The 18,476-nt window shown below is 66.5% G+C and carries 16 protein-coding genes; 8 read left to right on the top strand and 8 right to left on the bottom strand.

Going from position 1 to position 18,476, the window contains the following annotated elements; genetic code table 11:
- Position 1: 1 nt before the first annotated feature.
- The 6 genes from AWC12_RS29085 to AWC12_RS29060 all read right to left on the bottom strand — a co-directional run bounded on the left by AWC12_RS29085 (position 2) and on the right by AWC12_RS29060 (position 6,719).
- Positions 2-946 carry a phytoene/squalene synthase family protein gene (locus AWC12_RS29085; RefSeq protein WP_024448446.1) on the bottom strand — a complete coding sequence of 315 codons (945 nt, stop codon included), beginning with the start codon at positions 944-946 and terminating at the stop codon, positions 2-4.
- An 11-nt stretch (positions 947-957) separates the two neighbouring features.
- Complete coding sequence (gene crtI / locus AWC12_RS29080; protein WP_024448445.1) at positions 958-2,469, bottom strand: phytoene desaturase family protein; 1,512 nt, start codon at positions 2,467-2,469, stop codon at positions 958-960.
- Positions 2,469-3,584, bottom strand: a complete 1,116-nt coding sequence (locus AWC12_RS29075; protein WP_085178323.1) for a polyprenyl synthetase family protein — start codon at positions 3,582-3,584, stop codon at positions 2,469-2,471. The genes crtI and AWC12_RS29075 overlap by 1 nt, the downstream gene beginning before the upstream one ends.
- 556 nt (positions 3,585-4,140) lie before the next feature.
- Positions 4,141-5,016, bottom strand: a complete 876-nt coding sequence (locus tag AWC12_RS29070; protein ID WP_085178314.1) for an LLM class flavin-dependent oxidoreductase — start codon at positions 5,014-5,016, stop codon at positions 4,141-4,143.
- A 66-nt stretch (positions 5,017-5,082) separates the two neighbouring features.
- Positions 5,083-5,820 carry a DUF4873 domain-containing protein gene (locus tag AWC12_RS29065; protein WP_085178313.1) on the bottom strand — a complete coding sequence of 246 codons (738 nt, stop codon included), beginning with the start codon at positions 5,818-5,820 and terminating at the stop codon, positions 5,083-5,085.
- Positions 5,817-6,719 (bottom strand): AurF N-oxygenase family protein, encoded by a 903-nt coding sequence (locus tag AWC12_RS29060; protein ID WP_085178312.1) that lies wholly within the window; start codon positions 6,717-6,719, stop codon positions 5,817-5,819. The genes AWC12_RS29065 and AWC12_RS29060 overlap by 4 nt, the downstream gene beginning before the upstream one ends.
- A gap of 127 nt (positions 6,720-6,846) precedes the next feature.
- Here AWC12_RS29060 and AWC12_RS29055 point away from each other — a divergent pair, with 127 nt between their 5' ends.
- From AWC12_RS29055 to AWC12_RS29035, 5 genes are all read left to right on the top strand, one after another.
- Positions 6,847-7,230, top strand: a complete 384-nt coding sequence (locus tag AWC12_RS29055; protein WP_024448440.1) for a phage holin family protein — start codon at positions 6,847-6,849, stop codon at positions 7,228-7,230.
- A 5-nt stretch (positions 7,231-7,235) separates the two neighbouring features.
- Positions 7,236-8,099, top strand: coding sequence for an Fpg/Nei family DNA glycosylase (locus tag AWC12_RS29050; RefSeq protein ID WP_085178311.1), 864 nt, complete (start codon positions 7,236-7,238; stop codon positions 8,097-8,099).
- Between the two features lie 101 nt (positions 8,100-8,200).
- A complete protein-coding gene (locus tag AWC12_RS29045) occupies positions 8,201-8,950 on the top strand; it encodes an SDR family oxidoreductase (protein ID WP_024448438.1) in 750 nt (249 codons plus the stop codon).
- A 132-nt stretch (positions 8,951-9,082) separates the two neighbouring features.
- A complete protein-coding gene (locus AWC12_RS29040) occupies positions 9,083-9,367 on the top strand; it encodes a helix-turn-helix transcriptional regulator (RefSeq protein ID WP_024448437.1) in 285 nt (94 codons plus the stop codon).
- The gene (locus AWC12_RS29035; RefSeq protein ID WP_024448436.1) at positions 9,360-9,890 is read left to right on the top strand and encodes a hypothetical protein; all 531 of its coding nucleotides are present in this window, start codon (positions 9,360-9,362) and stop codon (positions 9,888-9,890) included. The genes AWC12_RS29040 and AWC12_RS29035 overlap by 8 nt, the downstream gene beginning before the upstream one ends.
- Before the next feature lie 48 nt (positions 9,891-9,938).
- On the opposite strand, the gene pgi is transcribed toward AWC12_RS29035, so the two are convergent.
- A complete protein-coding gene (gene pgi / locus AWC12_RS29030; protein WP_024448435.1) occupies positions 9,939-11,588 on the bottom strand; it encodes a glucose-6-phosphate isomerase in 1,650 nt (549 codons plus the stop codon).
- Between the two features lie 49 nt (positions 11,589-11,637).
- Between pgi and AWC12_RS29025 the strand changes: the two genes are divergently transcribed.
- Together AWC12_RS29025 and AWC12_RS29020 are read left to right on the top strand one after the other, a co-directional pair.
- Positions 11,638-13,086, top strand: a complete 1,449-nt coding sequence (locus AWC12_RS29025; RefSeq protein ID WP_024448434.1) for an NAD-dependent succinate-semialdehyde dehydrogenase — start codon at positions 11,638-11,640, stop codon at positions 13,084-13,086.
- A 194-nt stretch (positions 13,087-13,280) separates the two neighbouring features.
- Entirely contained in the window at positions 13,281-15,296 is a 2,016-nt protein-coding gene (locus AWC12_RS29020) for an acyltransferase family protein (RefSeq protein WP_110808780.1), read from the top strand.
- Between the two features lie 15 nt (positions 15,297-15,311).
- On the opposite strand, the gene AWC12_RS29015 is transcribed toward AWC12_RS29020, so the two are convergent.
- Complete coding sequence (locus AWC12_RS29015) at positions 15,312-15,653, bottom strand: chorismate mutase (protein WP_412093767.1); 342 nt, start codon at positions 15,651-15,653, stop codon at positions 15,312-15,314.
- Positions 15,654-16,818: 1,165 nt separating this feature from the next.
- On the opposite strand from AWC12_RS29015, the gene AWC12_RS31280 reads away from it, so the two are divergent.
- Positions 16,819-18,354 carry a hypothetical protein gene (locus AWC12_RS31280; RefSeq protein WP_165762872.1) on the top strand — a complete coding sequence of 512 codons (1,536 nt, stop codon included), beginning with the start codon at positions 16,819-16,821 and terminating at the stop codon, positions 18,352-18,354.
- Positions 18,355-18,476 lie beyond the last annotated feature (122 nt).

Below are 18,476 nucleotides of genomic sequence, written 5' to 3'. Positions count from 1 at the left end.
GCTACACCTCCTGGCGGCGAGCCCGTGCGCGCAGCGCCTTCGCCAGGCCCACCGACGCGACCCGGAGGCGTCGCGGGATCGATACGGTGGCACGCTGGGCGAACACGGCGTAATCGATGTCCTCGATGCGCTTCAGGATTCCGGAGTACAGCGTCAGGGCGGCGCTGATGCACGGGCGGGACTTCGGCGCCAACATCGCTATCCCGGGCTCGGCACTGCGGTAGACGGTGCGGGTGATCGCGAGCTGTTCGACGAGTGCCGCTCGCAGGCGCTGGTCGGTGCGCCGATTCTTCTGGCACCAGGTCAGCACGTCGCGGTCCACACCGTGCGCTGCGAGCTCGTCCGCGGGCAGGTACACCCGGCCGCGCGTCAGGTCCTCATCGATGTCGCGAATGAAGTTGGTGAGCTGGAACGCTTTTCCGAGGGCTGCGGCGTGGGGTGCCGCTTCCTCACGGGGAACGACGGTGCCGAGGATCGGCAGCATCTGCAGCCCGATCACCTCGGCCGAACCGTACATGTAGCGATCCAGCGCGGCCCGGTCCGGGTAATCGGTGACGGTCAGGTCCATCCGCATCGACGCGAGGAAGTCGTCGAACAGCTGCCAGTCGAGGTCGTACTTGCGCGCCGTGTGCACGACGGCGTCCAACGTCGGATCGTCCCCGCTCGGCTGGTTCTCAACCATCCGGGTGAACAGGGCGGTTGACAGGCCCTGTAGCTCGTCCGCGCGCTCTGCTGTTGTGCGCGAGTCGAATTGGTCGAGGACGTCGTCGGCGCGCCGGGCAAAGCCGTACAGGGCATGCACGGCAGGGCGCTGCTCGGGAGCAAGCAGGCGCGTCGCCAGGAAGAACGTTCGGCCGTGCTGCGCGTTGATCGCGCGGCACTTTTGGTAGGACTCTCTGAGTGCCACATCGTGGACGCCCGCGGCGTCCAGTTCCGAGCTGATCATCGTTGCTCCGATCATTGCGACATTACTTGTGGCTGCTTGCGGGTCGCGGCCCCGGTGACGCGGTCCGCGGCGAGGCGTCCCGACACGATCGCGGTGGGTATCCCGACTCCTGGCACCGTGGAGGAACCGGCGAGCACCGCGTTGTCGATTCCGCGCACGGTGTTTCCCGGCCGGAAGGGGCCCGTCTGCCCGAAGGTGTGCGCCAGCGCGAACGGCGTGCCCGACGCCATGCCCTGCCGGGCCCAATCCTGGGGCGTCACGACGTGCAGGAGTTCGGCATCCTGGCCGAGGTGCGGCAGGCGAGCGGTGACGGTCTCGAGCATGTGGTCGGTGTAATCGTCGCGGTCTGCGTCCCAGTCTTTGTGTCCCACATCGGTGTTGGGCGCCGGAGCGAGAACGTAGAGCAGCTCCCGACCGTCCGGTGCGAGCGTGGGATCGCCGAGCGTCGGCCGGGTCACCAGCAGCGACGGGTCGACCATCGGCCGGCCCTGATCGATGATCTCATCGAAGGTCCGGTCCCACGCGTCCCCGAAGAGGATCGTGTGGTGCGACGGGTCGGACTCGGTGGGGGCTGCGCGGCATCCGACATGCGCCACCACGGCCGACGGGGCGGGCCGCAACTTGACCAGACGGCGTGGTGTCCGGCCGAGGAGCCGGTAGGTGTCGGGCAGTTCGGTGGTCAGGATCACGGCGTCGGCGGGGAACCGCTCACCGTTGACGGTGCGGACCGCCGTCACCCGCGAACCCGATCGTTCAAGGGCGGAAACGGATGCGTTGTAGTGGAATTCGACGCCGGCGTCCGCCGCGGCGGCAGCCATCGCGTCGGGCAGCGCTCGCATTCCCCCGCGGGGGAAGTACACGCCCGACACCGTGTCCATGTAGGCGATCACCGCGTACGCGGCCAATGCGCGCTTGGGGGGCACCCCGACGTAGAGCGCCTGAAACGTGAACACCCGCAGCAGCCGCTCATCGGACAGGAAGCGCCGCACCATCGGCTCCCAACCGCGGAAGCCGCCGATCGCGGCCAGCTTCGCAAGCTGAGGCGTGAGCAGCGACAGCGGGGAGTCGAAGTTGGCGTTGATGAAGCCGTCGAACTCGATCTGGTAGAGCCGCGTCAGCCAGCGGCGGAGTTCGGCATAGCCCTGCGCCTCCTTCGGCCCCGCGAAGCGCGCGATCTCGGCGGTCATGGCCTCGGCGTCGGGATGGACGTCGATGCTGCTGCCGTCGGCGAACAAGCCGCGGTAGGCGGGCAGCACCGGTTGCAGGTCCAGCCGTGACGACGTCGACTCGCCGACGGCGGCGAACGTCTCGTCGAGGATGTCGGGCATCGTCAGCACCGTCGGCCCGGTGTCGAGCCGATACCCGGAGATGTCGGCCCGGCCGACCCGGCCCCCAGGGTGCGCGCCGCGCTCCACGACCGTCACCTGCCGTCCACGTCCGGCGAGGTGCAGCGCGGCGGACAGGCCCGCCAGGCCGGCGCCGACGACGACCACCCGGTCGGTCGCGCCCGTGACGGTGCGCATCAGGCCACCCGCTCGGTGCATGCGGCGGCCATCGAGGCCAGCGCCGATCGGACGCCGCCGTCCAGCGAGACGCTGTCGAGGCGGTGCAGGGCCCACGCGAGGCGTCGGTCGATCAACTGTTCCATCCATTCCACGGTCCCGATCTCGGCGATCAGGCACTGCCAACGTGTGATGTCGTCGTCACGGAGATCCGTGCTGGTCATCAACTGCTCCAGATGACGTCGCTGTGAGCTGCTGCCCAACTGATACGCCGCCACCACAACCGTAGTCGCCTTGCGCGCGGCAAGATCAGATCCAGACGGCTTACCGGTCGTCTCGGGCTGGCCGAACACTCCTAGCAGGTCGTCGCGCAGCTGGAACGCCTCCCCGACCGCGACGCCGTAATCCCCGAGCGCGCTGACCGTCGGCTCGTCGCACCCGGACAGTGCCGCGCCGATCTCCAGCGGCCGCCGCACGGTGTAGTTGCCGGACTTGCGCCTCGCGACGTCGAGGACGTCGTCGAGCGACGGGAACACCGATGTGTCGTTGACCAGGTCGGCGAACTGTCCCACCGCGAGTTCTGTGCGCATCGCGTCATAGCGCGGCCAGGCCCTGGCAAGGACATCGTCGGCCAGCCCGCTCTCACGCAGCATCTGCTCGGCCCAGACCAGGCACAGATCGCCCAGCAGAATGGCGGCCGATTCGCCGAACCTCGCCGAAGATCCGGGCAGCCTGCGGCGGTGGTGCCAGTCTTCAAAAGCTCGGTGCGCGCTGGCCCGCCCGCGGCGCATAGGTGACCCGTCCATCACGTCGTCCTGCATCAACGCGAACGCGTGCAGGAACTCCAGGCTCGCCGCCGCTCTGATCGCGGCCGATTCAGGGTGGGCGCCCGCGAGCCAGCCGAGATAAAGGAACGTCGAGCGCAGACACTTTCCGTCCGCAAGCAGTGACCGCAGCACGTTTTCGGCGATGTCGACGCGGCTGCCGGGCAGCGATTGCGCACAACGGGAGTCGAGGAACTCGGAGACCGCCGACAACACCGACTCGCGCACTGACGACTGCCACGGCCCGTCCAGTCGGTCGGCGGTGCCGAGCGCCTGGGTATGGCCCGTCGTGCCGTTCCTACCCGCGGGCATATCGCTCCGGTCCCTCGTGAGCCTGGCGCCGGTGATCATCGAATCGAGCCATTACCCATTTCTAATCCGTTTATGCCGTCTCGACAGCGTTTATCGGCCTTGTTTGGGGGCCGAAAAGCAGTGTTGCCGAACGGTGCGACGGCCGCAGCATGGGCTGCGGGACCGGATCGCGCGTTGCCGGAGCACTTCTGCCGCCATCTCCTTCGTATTGGGAGTGCGTCAATAATTAAGCGCCAGAAGGGAATTCGGTCCAGTGTGGCAGGTGTCAGCGCCGCTCTGTTGCTTGCGGGAACGGGTCGCGATCTCCGCTGCCAGAGGGCCCGCGGCGGTTATTACATGTCTATGACAAATGGCTATAAACCCGTCGTCGTCGACGGTTTCGGCGGCGTCTGCGCCGTAACGTTCGCGGGTCGTCCCCGGCTCCGGGATTGACCGCGGGCGCGGCGGCCACCATGCACCACGTCATCGAGGGCCCATCGCGGCGATGACTCCAATAGCGCTCTCCTGGAGGCGCATTCGAGATGCTCGCAGTTTGCCGCTGCGAGGCCGGCGGCTGTCACACCTTCGCGATGACGTTCTCGGCGAACCACTCCAGGTTGCGGATCTTGTCGTCGAGGGGTTCGGTGTCCTGGCCCGTGATGTAGGGGATCCGGAAGCCGACGATGACGTCGGTGACGCCCTTGTCCTCCAGCCGCTTGACGCCGTCGAGGGTGAACCCGTCGATCGAGATGACATGGATCTGGAATTCGTCGGCCAGGCCGATGCGCTCCTCGGTTTCCCGGTAATGCTGCAGCTTCTTGAGCAGCGGGTCGAGTTCCTCGGGATCGCCGCCGCCGTGCATCCAGCCGTCGTTGCGGGCCGCGCGGCGCAGCGCCGCGTCCGCGTGACCGCCGATCAGGATCGGGATCGGCTTCGTCGGCGCGGGCGTCATCTTGAACGTCGGGAAGTCGTAGAACTCGCCGTGGTACTCGAAGTATTCGCCCGAGGTGAGGCCTCGGACGATGTCGATGCACTCATCCATTCGCTTCCCGCGCTTGGCGAACGGCACACCCATGATGTCGTAGTCCTCCGGCCATGGACTGGTGCCGACACCGAGATTGATGCGGTTGTCGAACAAGGCGGCCAGCGAACCCGCCTGCTTGGCCACCAGCGCGGGCGGACGGATCGGCAGCTTGAGCACGAAGATGTTGAAGTGAAGCCTGGTCGTCACCGCGGACAGGGCGCCGATCAGCGCGAACGTCTCGATGAACGACTTGCCGTCCAGAAACTCGCGGTTGCCGTCCTCGGTGTACGGATACTTCGAGTCCGAAACCTCCGGATAAGCGACGCTGTCGGCGATCGTCATCCCGTGGTACCCTGCCTCGTCGGCGGCTTTGGCCAACGGGATGTAGTACTTGGGATCGGTCATGGCTTCGGCGTAGGTGAATCGCACGTCGTCTCCTGCTCGTCGGTGACCGCATACTAGAACACGTTCTAATATGCCCGTGACCGATTGGTCTTACAGAAGCGGGACGTCCACCTCGACGGCTTCCAGCGCGAACGGCGGCGCGCCGAGGCCGACCACCGAGAACGTCGACCACGGGGTACGTTCGGTCAAGCGTCCGCGCGCGGAGCGGTCGCCGATGGTGACCGTCACCTCCAGGGGCAGCCGCACGTCGACGTCAGCAGCGAAAACGGTTCCCTGCCAATGGTAATGACCGTCGATCGGATCAATCCTGCCCGTCAGGCGCACCTTCGCGTCGAGCACGCGATCGCCCATCGCGACTGTCGCCGCTCCGTCGAAGACGCTGTCCTCGGGGCCGTCCTCAAAGCCCAGGAAACGCACCTCGAAGGACGACGGAATGCGCCTGCCGACCTTGCGCCAGTAATGGCCGCCGCGGCGGTTCCTCCCGCGCGAACGGCCGTCATATGTGCGCTGGGTGCCGGCCCGCACCTCGATGCGGGTGGCGTCGCTGCGTTCCAGGTAATCCAGGCACTTGGCGATGTAGCCCTTCTGAGCCGCCGCGTCGGGTCCCGTCACGAGGAACCAGTTCGGTACGCCGTGCACGGCGACACCGAGATAGGGCCGCAGATGTTCCATCCGGCACGTCAGCGCCGAAGGCAGCGTCCCGTCGGTGGCGACGACGACCCGCGCGCTGCGGCCGCCCGCCGTCCACGTATGGGTGGCCTCGTCGAACTCCGCATCCCGCGTCGCGTCGGCGTCCAGGTAGACGACAGGTTCGACCGGAGCGGTCACAGAAACCCGCCGCGCTTCCACAGGCGCCGCGCGATCGGCCCGAGCAGGCCGACCTCGTCGAGGAAGGCCGCCAGCGGGGCGAACCCGCTCACCTGAACCTCGCGCCGGTGGGCGCTGGCGCGCGCCATCCGGCGGGCCGCGTCGGCATCGAGGCCAACCCGCGAGTACTGGACGCGATTGGTGAACAGGTGCCGGAAGAACAACCCGCCCACCCCGTTGATGTTGGCCACCACGAACTTCGGAAGGCGCCGCATGTGGGGCGCCCGCTTGCGCAGGCCGTCGCGGGCGAACTGGATGTGCCGCGCCTCTTCGGTGACGTGGATGCGCATCAGTCGCTGCACCATCGGCTGCAACTCCGGGTCGTCCATCATCTGGCGCTGAAGAGAATCAAAGATCTCCTCGCCGACCAGCGCCGCCACCCACAGCATCGAGCCTTGGAACGCGAACGGCAGGGCGTTGATGATGACTCGCTGGTAACGCTTCGGCCGCACCGGTTTTGCGCCGATCCGGTCTATTGCCTTGCCGAACATCACCATGTGCCGGGTCTCGTCGCCGAGCTCGGTGAGCTCGTAGTGCGTGGCACGCGCGGTGGGGTCCTGATGCATCATCTTGCGCAGCAGTGCCTGGTTGAGGATGTTCTCGAACCAGATCCCCGCTGAAAGCGTGTTGGCAAGCTCCTGCCGGGACAGCTCGATCTGCTGCTCGCGCGTCATCGATTCCCACAGCGGCGTGCCGTAGAGCGACACGGTCTTCGGCGGCAGGAAGAACTTGTCCGGGTCCAACGGGGCGTCCCAGTCGATGTCGACGACGGGCGCGTAGGACTTTTTGACCGACCCTTTGAGGAGGCGTTCGGCGAAATCCTGACGTGCCGCCGGTTGTGACTGTGCAGGAGCCGTCATGGTGGTCCTTCCGCCGACCGGGGTGTCCCTCGACGTTAAGGAGCGCCATCGAAAGATGTCAATACCTCTGGTACCGGATACTTGCGGTATTGCATTCCTGTGACCTTCGAGGGGGATCATGAGCGGCATGGGATCGTTTCTGCTGCGCGCCGGCCTGACCGGGCTCGCGCTCTGGGTGGTCACGCTGCTGGTGCCCGGTATCGAGTTCGTCGGCGGTGACTCGACGGCGGCGCGGATCGGCATCATCTTCGTCGTCGCCGTCATCTTCGGGCTGGTCAACGCGGTCATCAAGCCGATCGTGCAGATCATCTCGATACCGCTCTACATCCTCACGCTGGGGCTTTTTCACATCGTCATCAATGCCTTCATGTTGTGGATCACTTCCTGGATCACCGAGCACACCACCCATTGGGGTCTCTTCATCGACGACTTCTGGTGGACCGCGATCTGGGCGGCCATCGTGTTGTCGGTTGTGAGCTGGCTGCTCTCGCTCGTCGTGCAGGCAGACTGAGTGATATGCCTGAACTTCCCGAGGTCGAAGCGCTCGCCGATCATCTGCGTCGCCACGCCGTCGGACTGACTGTCGGCCGGGTCGACGTCTCGGCGCTGTCTGTCCTCAAAACGTTCGACCCGCAGGTGGCGGCCCTGGCCGGACAAGAGGTCACCGGCGCCAACCGGTGGGGCAAGTACCTCGGATTGCAGGCCGGCGATCTGCACCTGATCACCCATTTGTCGCGGGCAGGGTGGTTGCGCTGGTCGGACAAGCTGGCGGCCGCGCCGTTGAAGCCGGGCAAGGGTCCGATCGCTCTGCGCGTGCATCTGGGTACGCCGGGTGAGGCGCCCGGTTTCGACCTCACCGAGGCCGGCACCCAGAAGCGGCTGGCGGTGTGGCTCGTCACCGACCCGATGGCCGTTCCGCAGATCGCGTCGCTGGGGCCCGACGCCCTGTCGTTGAGCGTCGACGCATTGGCCGATGTGCTGAAGACCGAGGGCGGGCGCATCAAGACCGTGATCACCGACCAGAAGGTGATCGCCGGCATCGGCAACGCCTACAGCGACGAGATCCTGCACGTCGCCAAGCTCTCTCCGTTCGCGACCGCCAACAAACTGACCGCCGCTCAGCTCGCGGCGCTGCACGACGCGATGATCACCGTGCTCACCGATGCGGTGACGCGCTCGGTCGGCCAGCAGGCCGCGACCCTGAAGGGGGAGAAGCGGTCGGGGCTGCGCGTGCACGCCCGCACCGGGCTGCCCTGTCCGGTGTGCGGGGACACCGTGCGGGAGGTGTCGTTCGCCGACAAGTCGTTCCAGTACTGCGCGACATGCCAGACCGGCGGCAAGGTGCTCGCCGACCGGCGGATGTCGCGCCTGCTCAAATAGTGCCGAAACTGCATTCCATGCGGCCGCCGAGGCGTTTCCAGCGCACGGAATGCAGTTTCGCCGAGTTTCTAGGACTTGTCTAACTCGGTTATCCTTCGCCCATGACTCGGCAGAAGATCCTGATCACCGGCGCAAGCTCCGGTCTCGGCGCGGGGATGGCCCGCCAGTTCGCGGCCAAGGGGCGAGACCTCGCCCTGTGCGCACGCAGGCTCGACAACCTCGACGAGCTGAAGGCCGAGCTCGCCGCGCGCTACCCGAACGTCAAGGTCGCCGTCGCCGCCCTCGACGTCAACGACCACGAGCAGGTGCCGAAGGTGTTCAACGAGCTCAGCGACGAACTCGGTGGGATCGATTGCGTCATCGTCAATGCCGGTATCGGCAAGGGCTATCCGCTCGGCGGCGGCAAGCTGTGGGCCAACAAGGCGACCATCGAGACCAATCTCGTTGCAGCACTGGTGCAGATCGAAACGGCGCTGGAGATGTTCAAGGCTGCGGGCGCCGGCCACCTGGTGTTGGTGTCGTCGGTGCTGGGCAACGTCGGTGTGCCGGGATTCAAGGCCGCCTATTCCGCGAGCAAGGCCGGCGTGACATCACTCGGCGAGTCGCTGCGCGCCGAATACCCGTCCGGACCCATCAAGATCACCGTGCTCGAGCCCGGCTACATCGAGTCCGAGATGACGGCGAAGTCCAACTCGACGATGCTCATGGTCGACAACGAGACCGGCGTCAAGGCCATGGTCGATGCCATTGAGAAGGAGAAGGGCCGAGCGGTGGTTCCCGGCTGGCCGTGGTGGCCGCTGGTCGAGGTCATGAAGCTGGTGCCGCCGCGTTTCACCAAGTTCTTCGCCTGAGCCGACGCGGTCTGCGTGACTTGCGTAACGCAGTGGCGGAAAACAGGGTCGAAAGCCGCCGTAGCGTTACGCAACTGTTCTGCCGAGGCGAACTCCTTGACAGGCTGTTGGGTTTTCCTAACAATCGATTAGGTGAGTCCAGTGCGCCGCGGGGAAACGTTCCCCATCCACAACCGCATCGGTGTGCTGCGCGCGGAGCGGCGGCTGTCGCGGGCGCAGCTGGCAGAGCTCATCGACGTCAACCCGCAGACCGTCGGAGCGCTCGAACGTGGCGATCACTACCCCAGCCTCGATCTGGCGTTCCGCATCTGTGAGGTGTTCGACCTACCCGTCGAGGCCGTCTTCTCCCGCGAACCGTTCGCGCCACTGTCAACCGCGCTGTACCGCCGAGAACAAGGAGGAAAGACGAATGCGTGAAGCCACCTTGATCGACCGCTACCAGAACTACCGCACCAAGCAGTTCCTGAAAAATGAATCGAAATATGCGAATTCGCTCCCCGGGTGGCGGACTCAGCGCAGACGCCGCATGCTCGTCACGGGGTTGGCCGCGACGTTTGCGTTCATGTTCGGCGTAAGCCTGTTGTGCGCGTTCGGCATCCAGTGGGCACCGCTGCTGTGGCTGCCCGCATGCCTGGTGTTCTTCCCGCTCTGGGTGACCTTGCAGATCGTGTCCGGGCGCCAGGGTGACGCGCCGGACGCCACACTCGACGAATACGAACTGGCGCAACGCAACAGCGCCAGATCCATCGGGCTGACCCTCACGCAATACCTCATGATGGTGCCGATCTTCTACCTGATCTTCGGTGCCGCATTCACCGGTGGAACCGACACCGACATGGCCTACGCCGGCGGCCTGATGGCATTGAGCGTGCTGCTGATCGGCGGATGCTCACCGGCGATGATCCTGGGCTGGACGCGTCCCGACCCCGAGGCTCTCTAGCGATTTCGGCGTGCGCAGTCGCGCTCGGCGCAACCCAGCACGCCGAAATCACGCTGATCGGCCTCGCTCCGCCCGGTATCGCCGGACGAGCGCGTCCGTCGACGAATCCGACTGCGCGGCAGGCGATTCGTCGGACGTGATCACCGGCAGCAGAGCCTTGGCCTGCGTCTTGCCCAGCTCCACACCCCACTGGTCGAACGAGTCGATACCCCAGATGACGCCCTCGACGAACACCTGGTGCTCGTAGAGCGCGATCAGCTGGCCCACCACGGACGGCGTCAGCTTGGTCGCGAGGATCGACGTGCTGGGCCGGTTGCCCGGCATCACCTTGTGCGGCACCACATTCGACGGAGTGCCTTCAGCGGCGATCTCGTCGGCAGTCTTACCGAACGCGAGCACCTGCGTCTGGGCGAAGAAGTTGCTCATCAACAGGTCGTGCATGCTTCCGGTGCCATCGGCGGTCGGCAGGTCATCGGTCGGCTCGCTGAACCCGATGAAGTCGGCGGGGATCAGCCGGGTGCCCTGGTGTAGCAGCTGATAAAAGGCGTGCTGGCCGTTGGTGCCCGGTTCGCCCCAGAAGATTTCGCCCGTACTGGTCGTCACCGGTGAGCCGTCGGCCTGCACGGACTTACCGTTGGACTCCATCGTCAGCTGCTGCAGGTAGGCCGCAAACCGCGCCAGGTCATTCGAATACGGAAGCACCGCACGGGTTTCCGCGCCGAAGAAGTTGTTGTACCAAAGCCCGATCAGGCCGAGCAGCACCGGTGCGTTGGCCTCCAGCGGTGCGGCGCGGAAGTGCTCGTCGACGAGGTGGAATCCAGCGAGGAACTCCGCGAAGCGCTCCTTGCCGATCACCGCCATCACCGACAGCCCGATCGCCGAGTCCACCGAGTAGCGGCCGCCGACCCAATCCCAGAAGCCGAACATGTTGTCGGTGTTGATGCCGAACTCGTCGACCAGCTTTGCGTTCGTCGACACTGCCACGAAGTGCTTCGACACCGCCGCATCGCCGAGCGCCTCGGTGAGCCAGCGCCGAGCAGCCGTCGCGTTGGTCAGCGTCTCCAGCGTCGAGAACGTCTTCGAGGCGACGATGAAAAGCGTTGTGGCCGGGTCGAGTCCGGCCAGCTTGGCGACCAGATCGGCAGGGTCGACGTTGGAGACGAAGCGCGCCGAGATACCGGCGTCGGCGTAGTGGCGCAGCGCCTGATCCACCATGACAGGCCCGAGGTCCGAGCCGCCGATGCCGATGTTCACCACGGTCGTGATGCGCTCGCCTGTCGCGCCGCGCCAGTCACCACTGCGCAGCCGGTCGGTGAAGTCGCCCATCCGGTCGAGGACCTCGTGCACGTCGGCGACGATGTCCTGACCGTCGACCGTCAGCTCCACATCGCGCGGCAGCCGCAGCGCCGTATGGAGCACTGCGCGATCCTCGGAGGTGTTGATGTGCTCGCCCGAGAACATCGCGTCGCGCTTGACCTCAAGCCCGGCGGCGCGCGCCAGATCGAGCAGCAGTGTCAGCGTCTCGCGGGTCACGCGGTGCTTGCTGTAGTCGATGTAGAGGTCGCCGACCGTCAGCGCCAACTCGGTTCCGCGGGCCGGATCCTCGGCGAAAAGTGATCGTAGATCGGTCGCAGCGACGTCGTCGTGGTGGCGGGACAGAGCTTCCCAGGCAGGTGTGGCCGTGATGTCGGAACCCATGACAAGAACCCTAGTGCGGCCACTTGACCGAAGGTGTAAGACGTGGGGTATGGATAGCACCGCACTGTTGAAGTCCGTCCCGACCGGCCTGTGGATCGGCGGTGAGGAGCGGACAGGCGCGTCGACGTTCGACGTGCTCGATCCCAGCGACGACGAGGTGCTGACCCAGGTCGCCGACGCGACCCCCGACGACGCCCGCGCGGCGCTCGATGCGGCCTGCGCCGTCCAGGCCGAGTGGGCGGGCACTGCGCCTCGCAAGCGGGGCGAGATCCTGCGCTCGGTTTTCGAGATGATCACCGCGCGCGCCGACGACATCGCCGCGCTCATGACGCTCGAGATGGGGAAGGTGGTCGCCGAGAGCAAGGGCGAGGTCACCTACGGCGCCGAGTTCTTCCGCTGGTTCGCCGAAGAGGCGGTCCGCATCGACGGCCGTTTCACGCCGAGCCCTGCGGGCACCGGGCGCATTCTCGTCGCCAAGCAGGCTGTCGGTCCGTGCTATGCCATCACACCGTGGAACTTCCCGCTGGCGATGGGGACTCGAAAGATGGGACCGGCCTTTGCCGCCGGTTGCACGATGATCGTCAAGCCGGCGCAGGAGACGCCGCTGACGATGCTGCTGCTGGCCAAGCTGATGGACGAGGCGGGCCTGCCCAAGGGTGTGCTGTCGGTGTTGCCGACCAGCAACCCGGGCGGCGTCACCGAGGCGCTGATCAACGACGGCCGACTGCGGAAGCTGACGTTCACCGGATCCACGGGCGTCGGCAAGGCGCTGGTGAAGCAGTCCGCGGACAAGCTGCTGCGGACGTCGATGGAGCTCGGCGGAAACGCTCCGTTCGTGGTGTTCGACGACGCCGACGTGGACGCCGCCGTCGACGGAGCGATCCTGGCGAAGATGCGCAACGGCGGCGAGGCGTGCACCGCGGCCAATCGCTTCCACGTCGCCAACGCGGTGCGCGAGGAGTTCACCGAGAAGTTCGTGAAGCGAATGAGCGAGTTCACCCTCGGCAAGGGCCTCGACGAGAAGTCGACGCTCGGCCCGCTCATCAACGCCAAGCAGGTCGCCACGGTGACGGAGTTGGTGTCGGACGCGGTCTCGCGCGGTGCGACCGTCGCCATCGGCGGAGTCGCCCCGGGCGGGCCCGGGAACTTCTACCCGGCCACGGTGCTCACCGACGTCCCCGCTGACGCACGCATCCTCAAAGAAGAGGTGTTCGGCCCCGTCGCGCCGATTGCCGGCTTCGACACCGAGGAGGAAGGCATCGCCGCGGCCAACGACACCGAGTACGGCCTGGCGGCGTACATCTACACGAAGTCCCTTGACCGCGCGCTGCGGGTCGCCGAGGGCGTCGAGTCCGGCATGGTCGGCGTCAACCGCGGCGTGATCTCCGATGCCGCAGCCCCGTTCGGCGGAATCAAGGAGTCCGGATTCGGCCGCGAGGGCGGGACCGAGGGGATCGAGGAGTACCTCGACACGAAGTACATCGCGCTGACGAAGTAGTCGACTCGCCGACGGCGGCCCCGCCCGCCGAGCAGACACAAACTCCGGCGTGTCTACGGTGACACGCCGAAGTTTGCGTCTGCTCGCTGAGGTGCCCCCCCAGTCCGCCAACGAGACCCGCGCGCGCCTTCCCGATCGGCGGACTGCCCGACCATAGACTTCCTTGCTCGGACAGGTAGGGAGGGCGCTCGACTGTGACTGCCGTGAGTGCGGCGCCAACTCGGGTAGGCCCGCGCCGATATGTCGGTCCAGGACAGTCGATCCCGGCACTCGACGGGGTCAGGGCCCTCGCCGTCGCGCTGGTGCTGGCCGACCATGGCGGCATCCCCGGCCTGTCGGGCGGCTTTCTTGGCGTCGACGTCTTCTTCGTACTCAGCGGCTTTCTCATCACCTCACTACTGCTCGACGAGATCGGGCGCACCGGCCGGATCGGTTTGAAGGCTTTCTGGATTCGCCGCGCGCGACGACTGCTCCCTGCGCTGATCGTGATGGTGCTGGCCGTGGTGGCATTGAGCGAACTGTTCTCCGAAGAATCCACCGCGACGTTGCGTGACGACGCCGTCGCCGCCTTCTTCTGGATGTCCAACTGGATGTTCGTGGCCAACCAAACCGACTACTTCGCCCAGGGTGCGCCGCCGTCACCTCTGCAGCACACCTGGTCGCTGGCTGTTGAGGAGCAGTACTACGTCCTATGGCCGGTATTGATCGCGGCCGTCATTGCGGGGCTGGGAGCGATCGCCTACCGGCGCGGGGCGACGCTGTCGCGGCGCGCCGTGCGCACCGCGGTGTTCTGCCTGGCCACCGCGGGCGTCGCCGCATCAGCGACAGCGACGTTCTTCCTGAGCTCCGCCGACAACCTCAACCGCGTCTACTTCGGCACCGACACCCGCGTGCAGGCCCTGCTGGTCGGCGCGGCTGCCGCAGCCCTCGTGGTCCGCGACTGGCGCGGTCTGACCGCGGGCCTGGCGATGTTCCGTTCGCGGTGGACGCGATGGGTCGCCTGGGCGCTTCCCGTGGTCGGTCTCGTCGTGCTGTTCATGGCGGCACGCATCGCCACCGGCAGCGCCGAGGAGTTCCGCAGCGGTCTGCTGATCGTGGTCGCACTCGCGGCGATCCTCGTCATCGCCCCGGTGGCGCTCGCACAGGACGGTCCGATCGCGCGTCTGCTCTCCGTCGGACCGCTCGTCGGGCTCGGCGCGATCTCCTACGGCGTCTACCTGTGGCACTGGCCGATCTTTTTGGTACTCAACGGTGAGCGCACCGGAACCGAGGGCTGGCAGTTGTTCGCGCTGCGGTGCGCGGCAACCGTCGCGGTGGCGGCGGTGTCCTGGTGGCTCATCGAGCAGCCGATCCGCGAGTGGCGGCCCGCCTTCGTGCCGATGCTCCCGCTCGCAGGAGCGACGGCTGCCACCGCCGCGGTCGTGACGATGACGGTGTTGCCGGTCAAGGTGCTCCCCGAGGTGCCCAAGCCCGGTCCTCTGGTCGACACGGCGGCCCTGGTCGGGCCGGAGGTCCCGATCGAGGTCACGCAGGCGCCGCGTCCCCGCGCCCCCGGCGATCTGCGCGTCGCGGTGTTCGGCGACTCGATCGCGTGGACAATCATGCGCTACCTGCCTGAGACCCCCGGACTCGACTTCGTGGACTTCACAACGATCGGATGCGGCATCGCCCGCGGCGGCCCCTACGAATACGTGGGTCAGGAATTGCAGCAGAAGCCCGAATGCGATGCATGGCCGGCGCGGTGGGCGCAGCGCATCGGCCACGAGAAGCCCGACGTTGTGCTGCTGACCGTCGGTCGCTGGGAGGTCGTGGACCGGATGAGCGAAGGGCAGTGGACGCACATCGGGGAGCCGGGTTACGACGCGTACCTGCGCGGTGAGCTCAACCGAGCCCTCGACATCCTAGGCTCGACGGGGGCCCGGATCGTGGTCACGACTGAGCCGTACAACCGCCGCGCGGAGAAGCCGGACGGCAGTCTCTACCCGGAGGATCAGCCGAAACGGGTCGAGCGCTGGAACGCCTTGTTGCGCAGCGTCGTCGACGAGCGTTCGAACGCGATGGTGCTCGACCTGAACAAGAAACTCAGCCCCAACGGCTACTACCAGACCAGGGTCGACGGCATCAGGGTCCGCAGCGACGGCGTGCACCCGACACCGGAGGCGGTCGAATGGATGACGCCCTGGTTGGTCGAGGGACTCAAAGCCGAGTAGAGCGCGGCGCCGAACTCAGTGTCCGAGCCGGCCCCGCCCGAGGCGCAGCAGCAGCATCGCGAGGTTCTTACCCTCTTCACCCAGCACGCTGTAGCGCTCGATCACCTTCATCTCGCGACTGTGCACCAGGCGGGTGCCGCCGGAGGCCATCCGGGCCTTGCCGATCATCCGCGACACCTCGGTGCGGCGCTGGATGGCTTCGAGGATCGCGGCGTCGAGCCGGTCGATCTCCTGACGGAGTTCGTCGATATCAGGCACCGTCGTTGATCCCGTGGTTTCTGTGTGCGTCGTGGTTTCGGTAGGTGTCGTCATGTGTTGGTTCTCCGGATTCTCGTTGTGTGGAGGGCCTTTCCGGATTTCGGGCCTCACACAAGAGACGAGCCCCGGATCCGGAAGCGGACCGCGGGGCTGAAGGAAGCAGCTATACCACGGGCACCGCTGGCCGGTACCCGTAGAAAAATCGGCGATGAGCCCCTCGGGCGAAGAGCAGAATGCCGGGTTGCGCAGTGAGCACGTAGCGAGTGTGCCACTAGCGACCAGCACTGCGCAAAGAGTTCGGCAGCCCAGGTCGACCGCCGTTCATCGTTGTCTGTGCCAGGCCCGGGCGACGGCGGCAACAGCGGCAGGACTGGAGACGCGACCAACCTCGACGGCGACGCAGCTGCCTCGGTGGAGCAGGCAGGATCGGCGCACGAGCAGGAGAAGACAGAGGTACGGCACTACCGCTTGGCGCGGGTGCGCACGTCTTCGCGGAAGTCCTTGCGCGAGTCGCTACCTGCTTACTCTCACGAGCGAAAACAGGAGAAGTTTTCTTTAGCAAAGCTTTGCTATTGACGAGCAGGCAGATATAGGATCCTCGTCAAGTCCGCCGCCATGGATGAAGGGGGTTCGGGGATTCGATCGGCCGGTGCGCCGATTCTTGAGCGTCGACGATCATGCCGCTGATAGTGCTGCCGAGTGCTGGTGTGCTACCACCTCCACCGGCTCAGGGTGCGATCGAAGCCGCAATTGTGGCGACGGAACGCCTGATGCCCTCTGGGTGTGCTTCGGCATGCGCTGATATTGGTGATTGCCTGCACGAAACTAGTTCGCCGGATTGCTTCAGATTCATTGCTGAACCAGATCTGCGGCAGAAATGAAGCCGGACATTCCGGGTACCTGATGGCCGGTTATTTATTGTCGGAATAGGGATGTCGGTTCACTGTCAGGTAGTCGATTGCCTGGTTGCATCCTGGAACATGCGTATGAAAAGTGACTATTGACAGCGCTATTCATTGGCTCATGCGCTTGCTGCCGACGACCTGAGGGCGGCGCGTGCACGGGGGCGATCACTGCGGAACCCATGCTGCAAGACGGCACCCATAGGAAATTTTGAACGCGTAAATTGTTTCCTTGACAAGTTGCTGAAATGCAATTTACGTTTAGCTGGCTCCTGTCATCGAGGAGCAGCGATAGAGGCCGTTGGGGATGGAATCGGCCATCGACCGGAGGGGATTGCAAGGTGGCGAAACACCATGCTGCAGTGACGTTTTCGGCACGCCGCCAGATCGCGGCCGGAGTGCTGGGAACGGCAGCGGTAGGCGTTGGACTCGCGTGGGCGACAGCCACAGTTGCGCCCACTCCGACGACAATCGACATCCAGCTGGCCTCGACGGGATCGGCGCTGCCCGACTGCTCCGGTGCGAGCTCTGCCGCAGACGGGTGCGGTCTGAATCTCGGCTTCAACGGCGCCCCCACGCCGCCGGCGCTGGCTGCGGCGAACGCGACGATGTTCCGGCCAATCATCGGCAACGGCGGCTGGCTCATAGGCAACGGCCTGGACGCGGCGCAGGACTGTGTAGCAGAGGCGTGCCGCGGCGGCGACGGTGGACTGCTCTGGGGTAACGGCGGCGACGGGCTCTACGGCTGGGACGGCGGCGACGCCGGCCTCATCGGCAACGGTGGCGCCGGCGGCGCGGGCGTCAACGCGCAATATGACGCGTCTACAGGAGCGCGTCTGAACTGGGCCGGCAACGGCGGCAACGGAGGTCAGGGCGGCAGCCTGTTCGGTCGCGGAGGCAACGGAGGCGACGGCGGCCGCGATGAGAACACACTCGACTCACCTTTCACCGGTGGCAACGACGCCTACGGCGGCCATGGCGGCATCGGGGGACAGGGCGGCCGGCTCGGCGGTGACGGCGGCGCGGGTGGCTGGGGCGGTGACGCTTTTTCGGCGAACGGCAACGCTGCGGCAGGTGCCGGGGGCACGGGCGGCGCGTCGGGCGGGCGGGGTTCCCGTGGAAGCGGCGGCGTGGGCGGCGACGGCGGCAACGCCGAATCGCAGATCGGTAATGCCAACGGCGGATTCGGCGGTAAGGGCGGTGGCTCCGTCTCCGGTGACGCCGGCGCGGGCGGATCGGGCGGTGACGCCGCGGCGTTCTTCAAAGACGGGCAGGCGACGGCCGGCAATGGCGGTGACGGTGGCTCTACCGAGCGAGGAAACGGCGGCGACGGTGGCGCTGGAGGCAGCGCTGTTCCTGCCGGTGAAGCCAACGCCCAAGGCGGAAACGGCGGCAACGGCGGTGGCACACGGGTCGGCGACGGCGGAAACGGCGGCGACGGCGGGTGGGGCCGCGCTGTCAACGGCGCCGCTGCCGGTGGTGCAGGTGGTGATGGTGGCGACGTGGCGCAGCGCGGATCCGGCGGCGCGGGCGGCGAAGGCGGTGATGGCACCGTGCTCGGCGACGAGGACGGTGACTCCGCGGCGACGTCGAACGCTTACGGGGGCAAGGGCGGGACTGGCGGTGACGGTGGCTCCCGACAGGGTGACGGCGGCGCCGGAGGTAAGGGCGGCAACGCATCGATACCGCCCGTGCAGAGCAATGGAACTTCCGGTGGTCGGGGCTCTTTCACCGCGGGCAGCGGCGGACAAGGCGGAAAAGCCGGTGGAGGCGGTGACTCCGGCGAAGACGGGGCTGACGGCTGGCAGGGCCGAACCAACGCCCCCGATAATCCGGCGAACCAGCCGGACACGAATGGTTCTCGCCAAAGTGTTCCGGCACAGGGAACTTCGGACTAGCCGCGAGCATCGATCGCACGAGCGGGAAGTAGGGGTTGTGATGGATTCGGATCGTTTGGTGTCGCGGACGGGGGCGGGTGTGTTCGTCCTTGGTGTGGGGTTGTTGGTTGCGGCGGGTCCTG

Source organism: Mycolicibacterium iranicum (assembly GCF_002101705.1).
GTDB lineage: Bacteria > Actinomycetota > Actinomycetes > Mycobacteriales > Mycobacteriaceae > Mycobacterium > Mycobacterium iranicum.
Note: the sequence above shows the minus strand (reverse complement) of the source record. Positions and strands in the feature narration are given on the sequence as shown.

Bases quoted from the DNA above. Each gene is read 5' to 3' on its own strand.
- AWC12_RS29085 (WP_024448446.1), bottom strand. From the start codon at position 946: ATGATCAGCTCGGAACTGGACGCCGCGGGCGTCCACGATGTGGCACTC.
- crtI (WP_024448445.1), bottom strand. From the start codon at position 2,469: ATGCGCACCGTCACGGGCGCGACCGACCGGGTGGTCGTCGTCGGCGCC.
- AWC12_RS29075 (WP_085178323.1), bottom strand. From the start codon at position 3,584: ATGCCCGCGGGTAGGAACGGCACGACGGGCCATACCCAGGCGCTCGGC.
- AWC12_RS29060 (WP_085178312.1), bottom strand. From the start codon at position 6,719: ATGACGGCTCCTGCACAGTCACAACCGGCGGCACGTCAGGATTTCGCC.
- AWC12_RS29055 (WP_024448440.1), top strand. From the start codon at position 6,847: ATGGGATCGTTTCTGCTGCGCGCCGGCCTGACCGGGCTCGCGCTCTGG.
- AWC12_RS29050 (WP_085178311.1), top strand. From the start codon at position 7,236: ATGCCTGAACTTCCCGAGGTCGAAGCGCTCGCCGATCATCTGCGTCGC.
- AWC12_RS29045 (WP_024448438.1), top strand. From the start codon at position 8,201: ATGACTCGGCAGAAGATCCTGATCACCGGCGCAAGCTCCGGTCTCGGC.
- AWC12_RS29035 (WP_024448436.1), top strand. From the start codon at position 9,360: ATGCGTGAAGCCACCTTGATCGACCGCTACCAGAACTACCGCACCAAG.
- pgi (WP_024448435.1), bottom strand. From the start codon at position 11,588: ATGGGTTCCGACATCACGGCCACACCTGCCTGGGAAGCTCTGTCCCGC.
- AWC12_RS29025 (WP_024448434.1), top strand. From the start codon at position 11,638: ATGGATAGCACCGCACTGTTGAAGTCCGTCCCGACCGGCCTGTGGATC.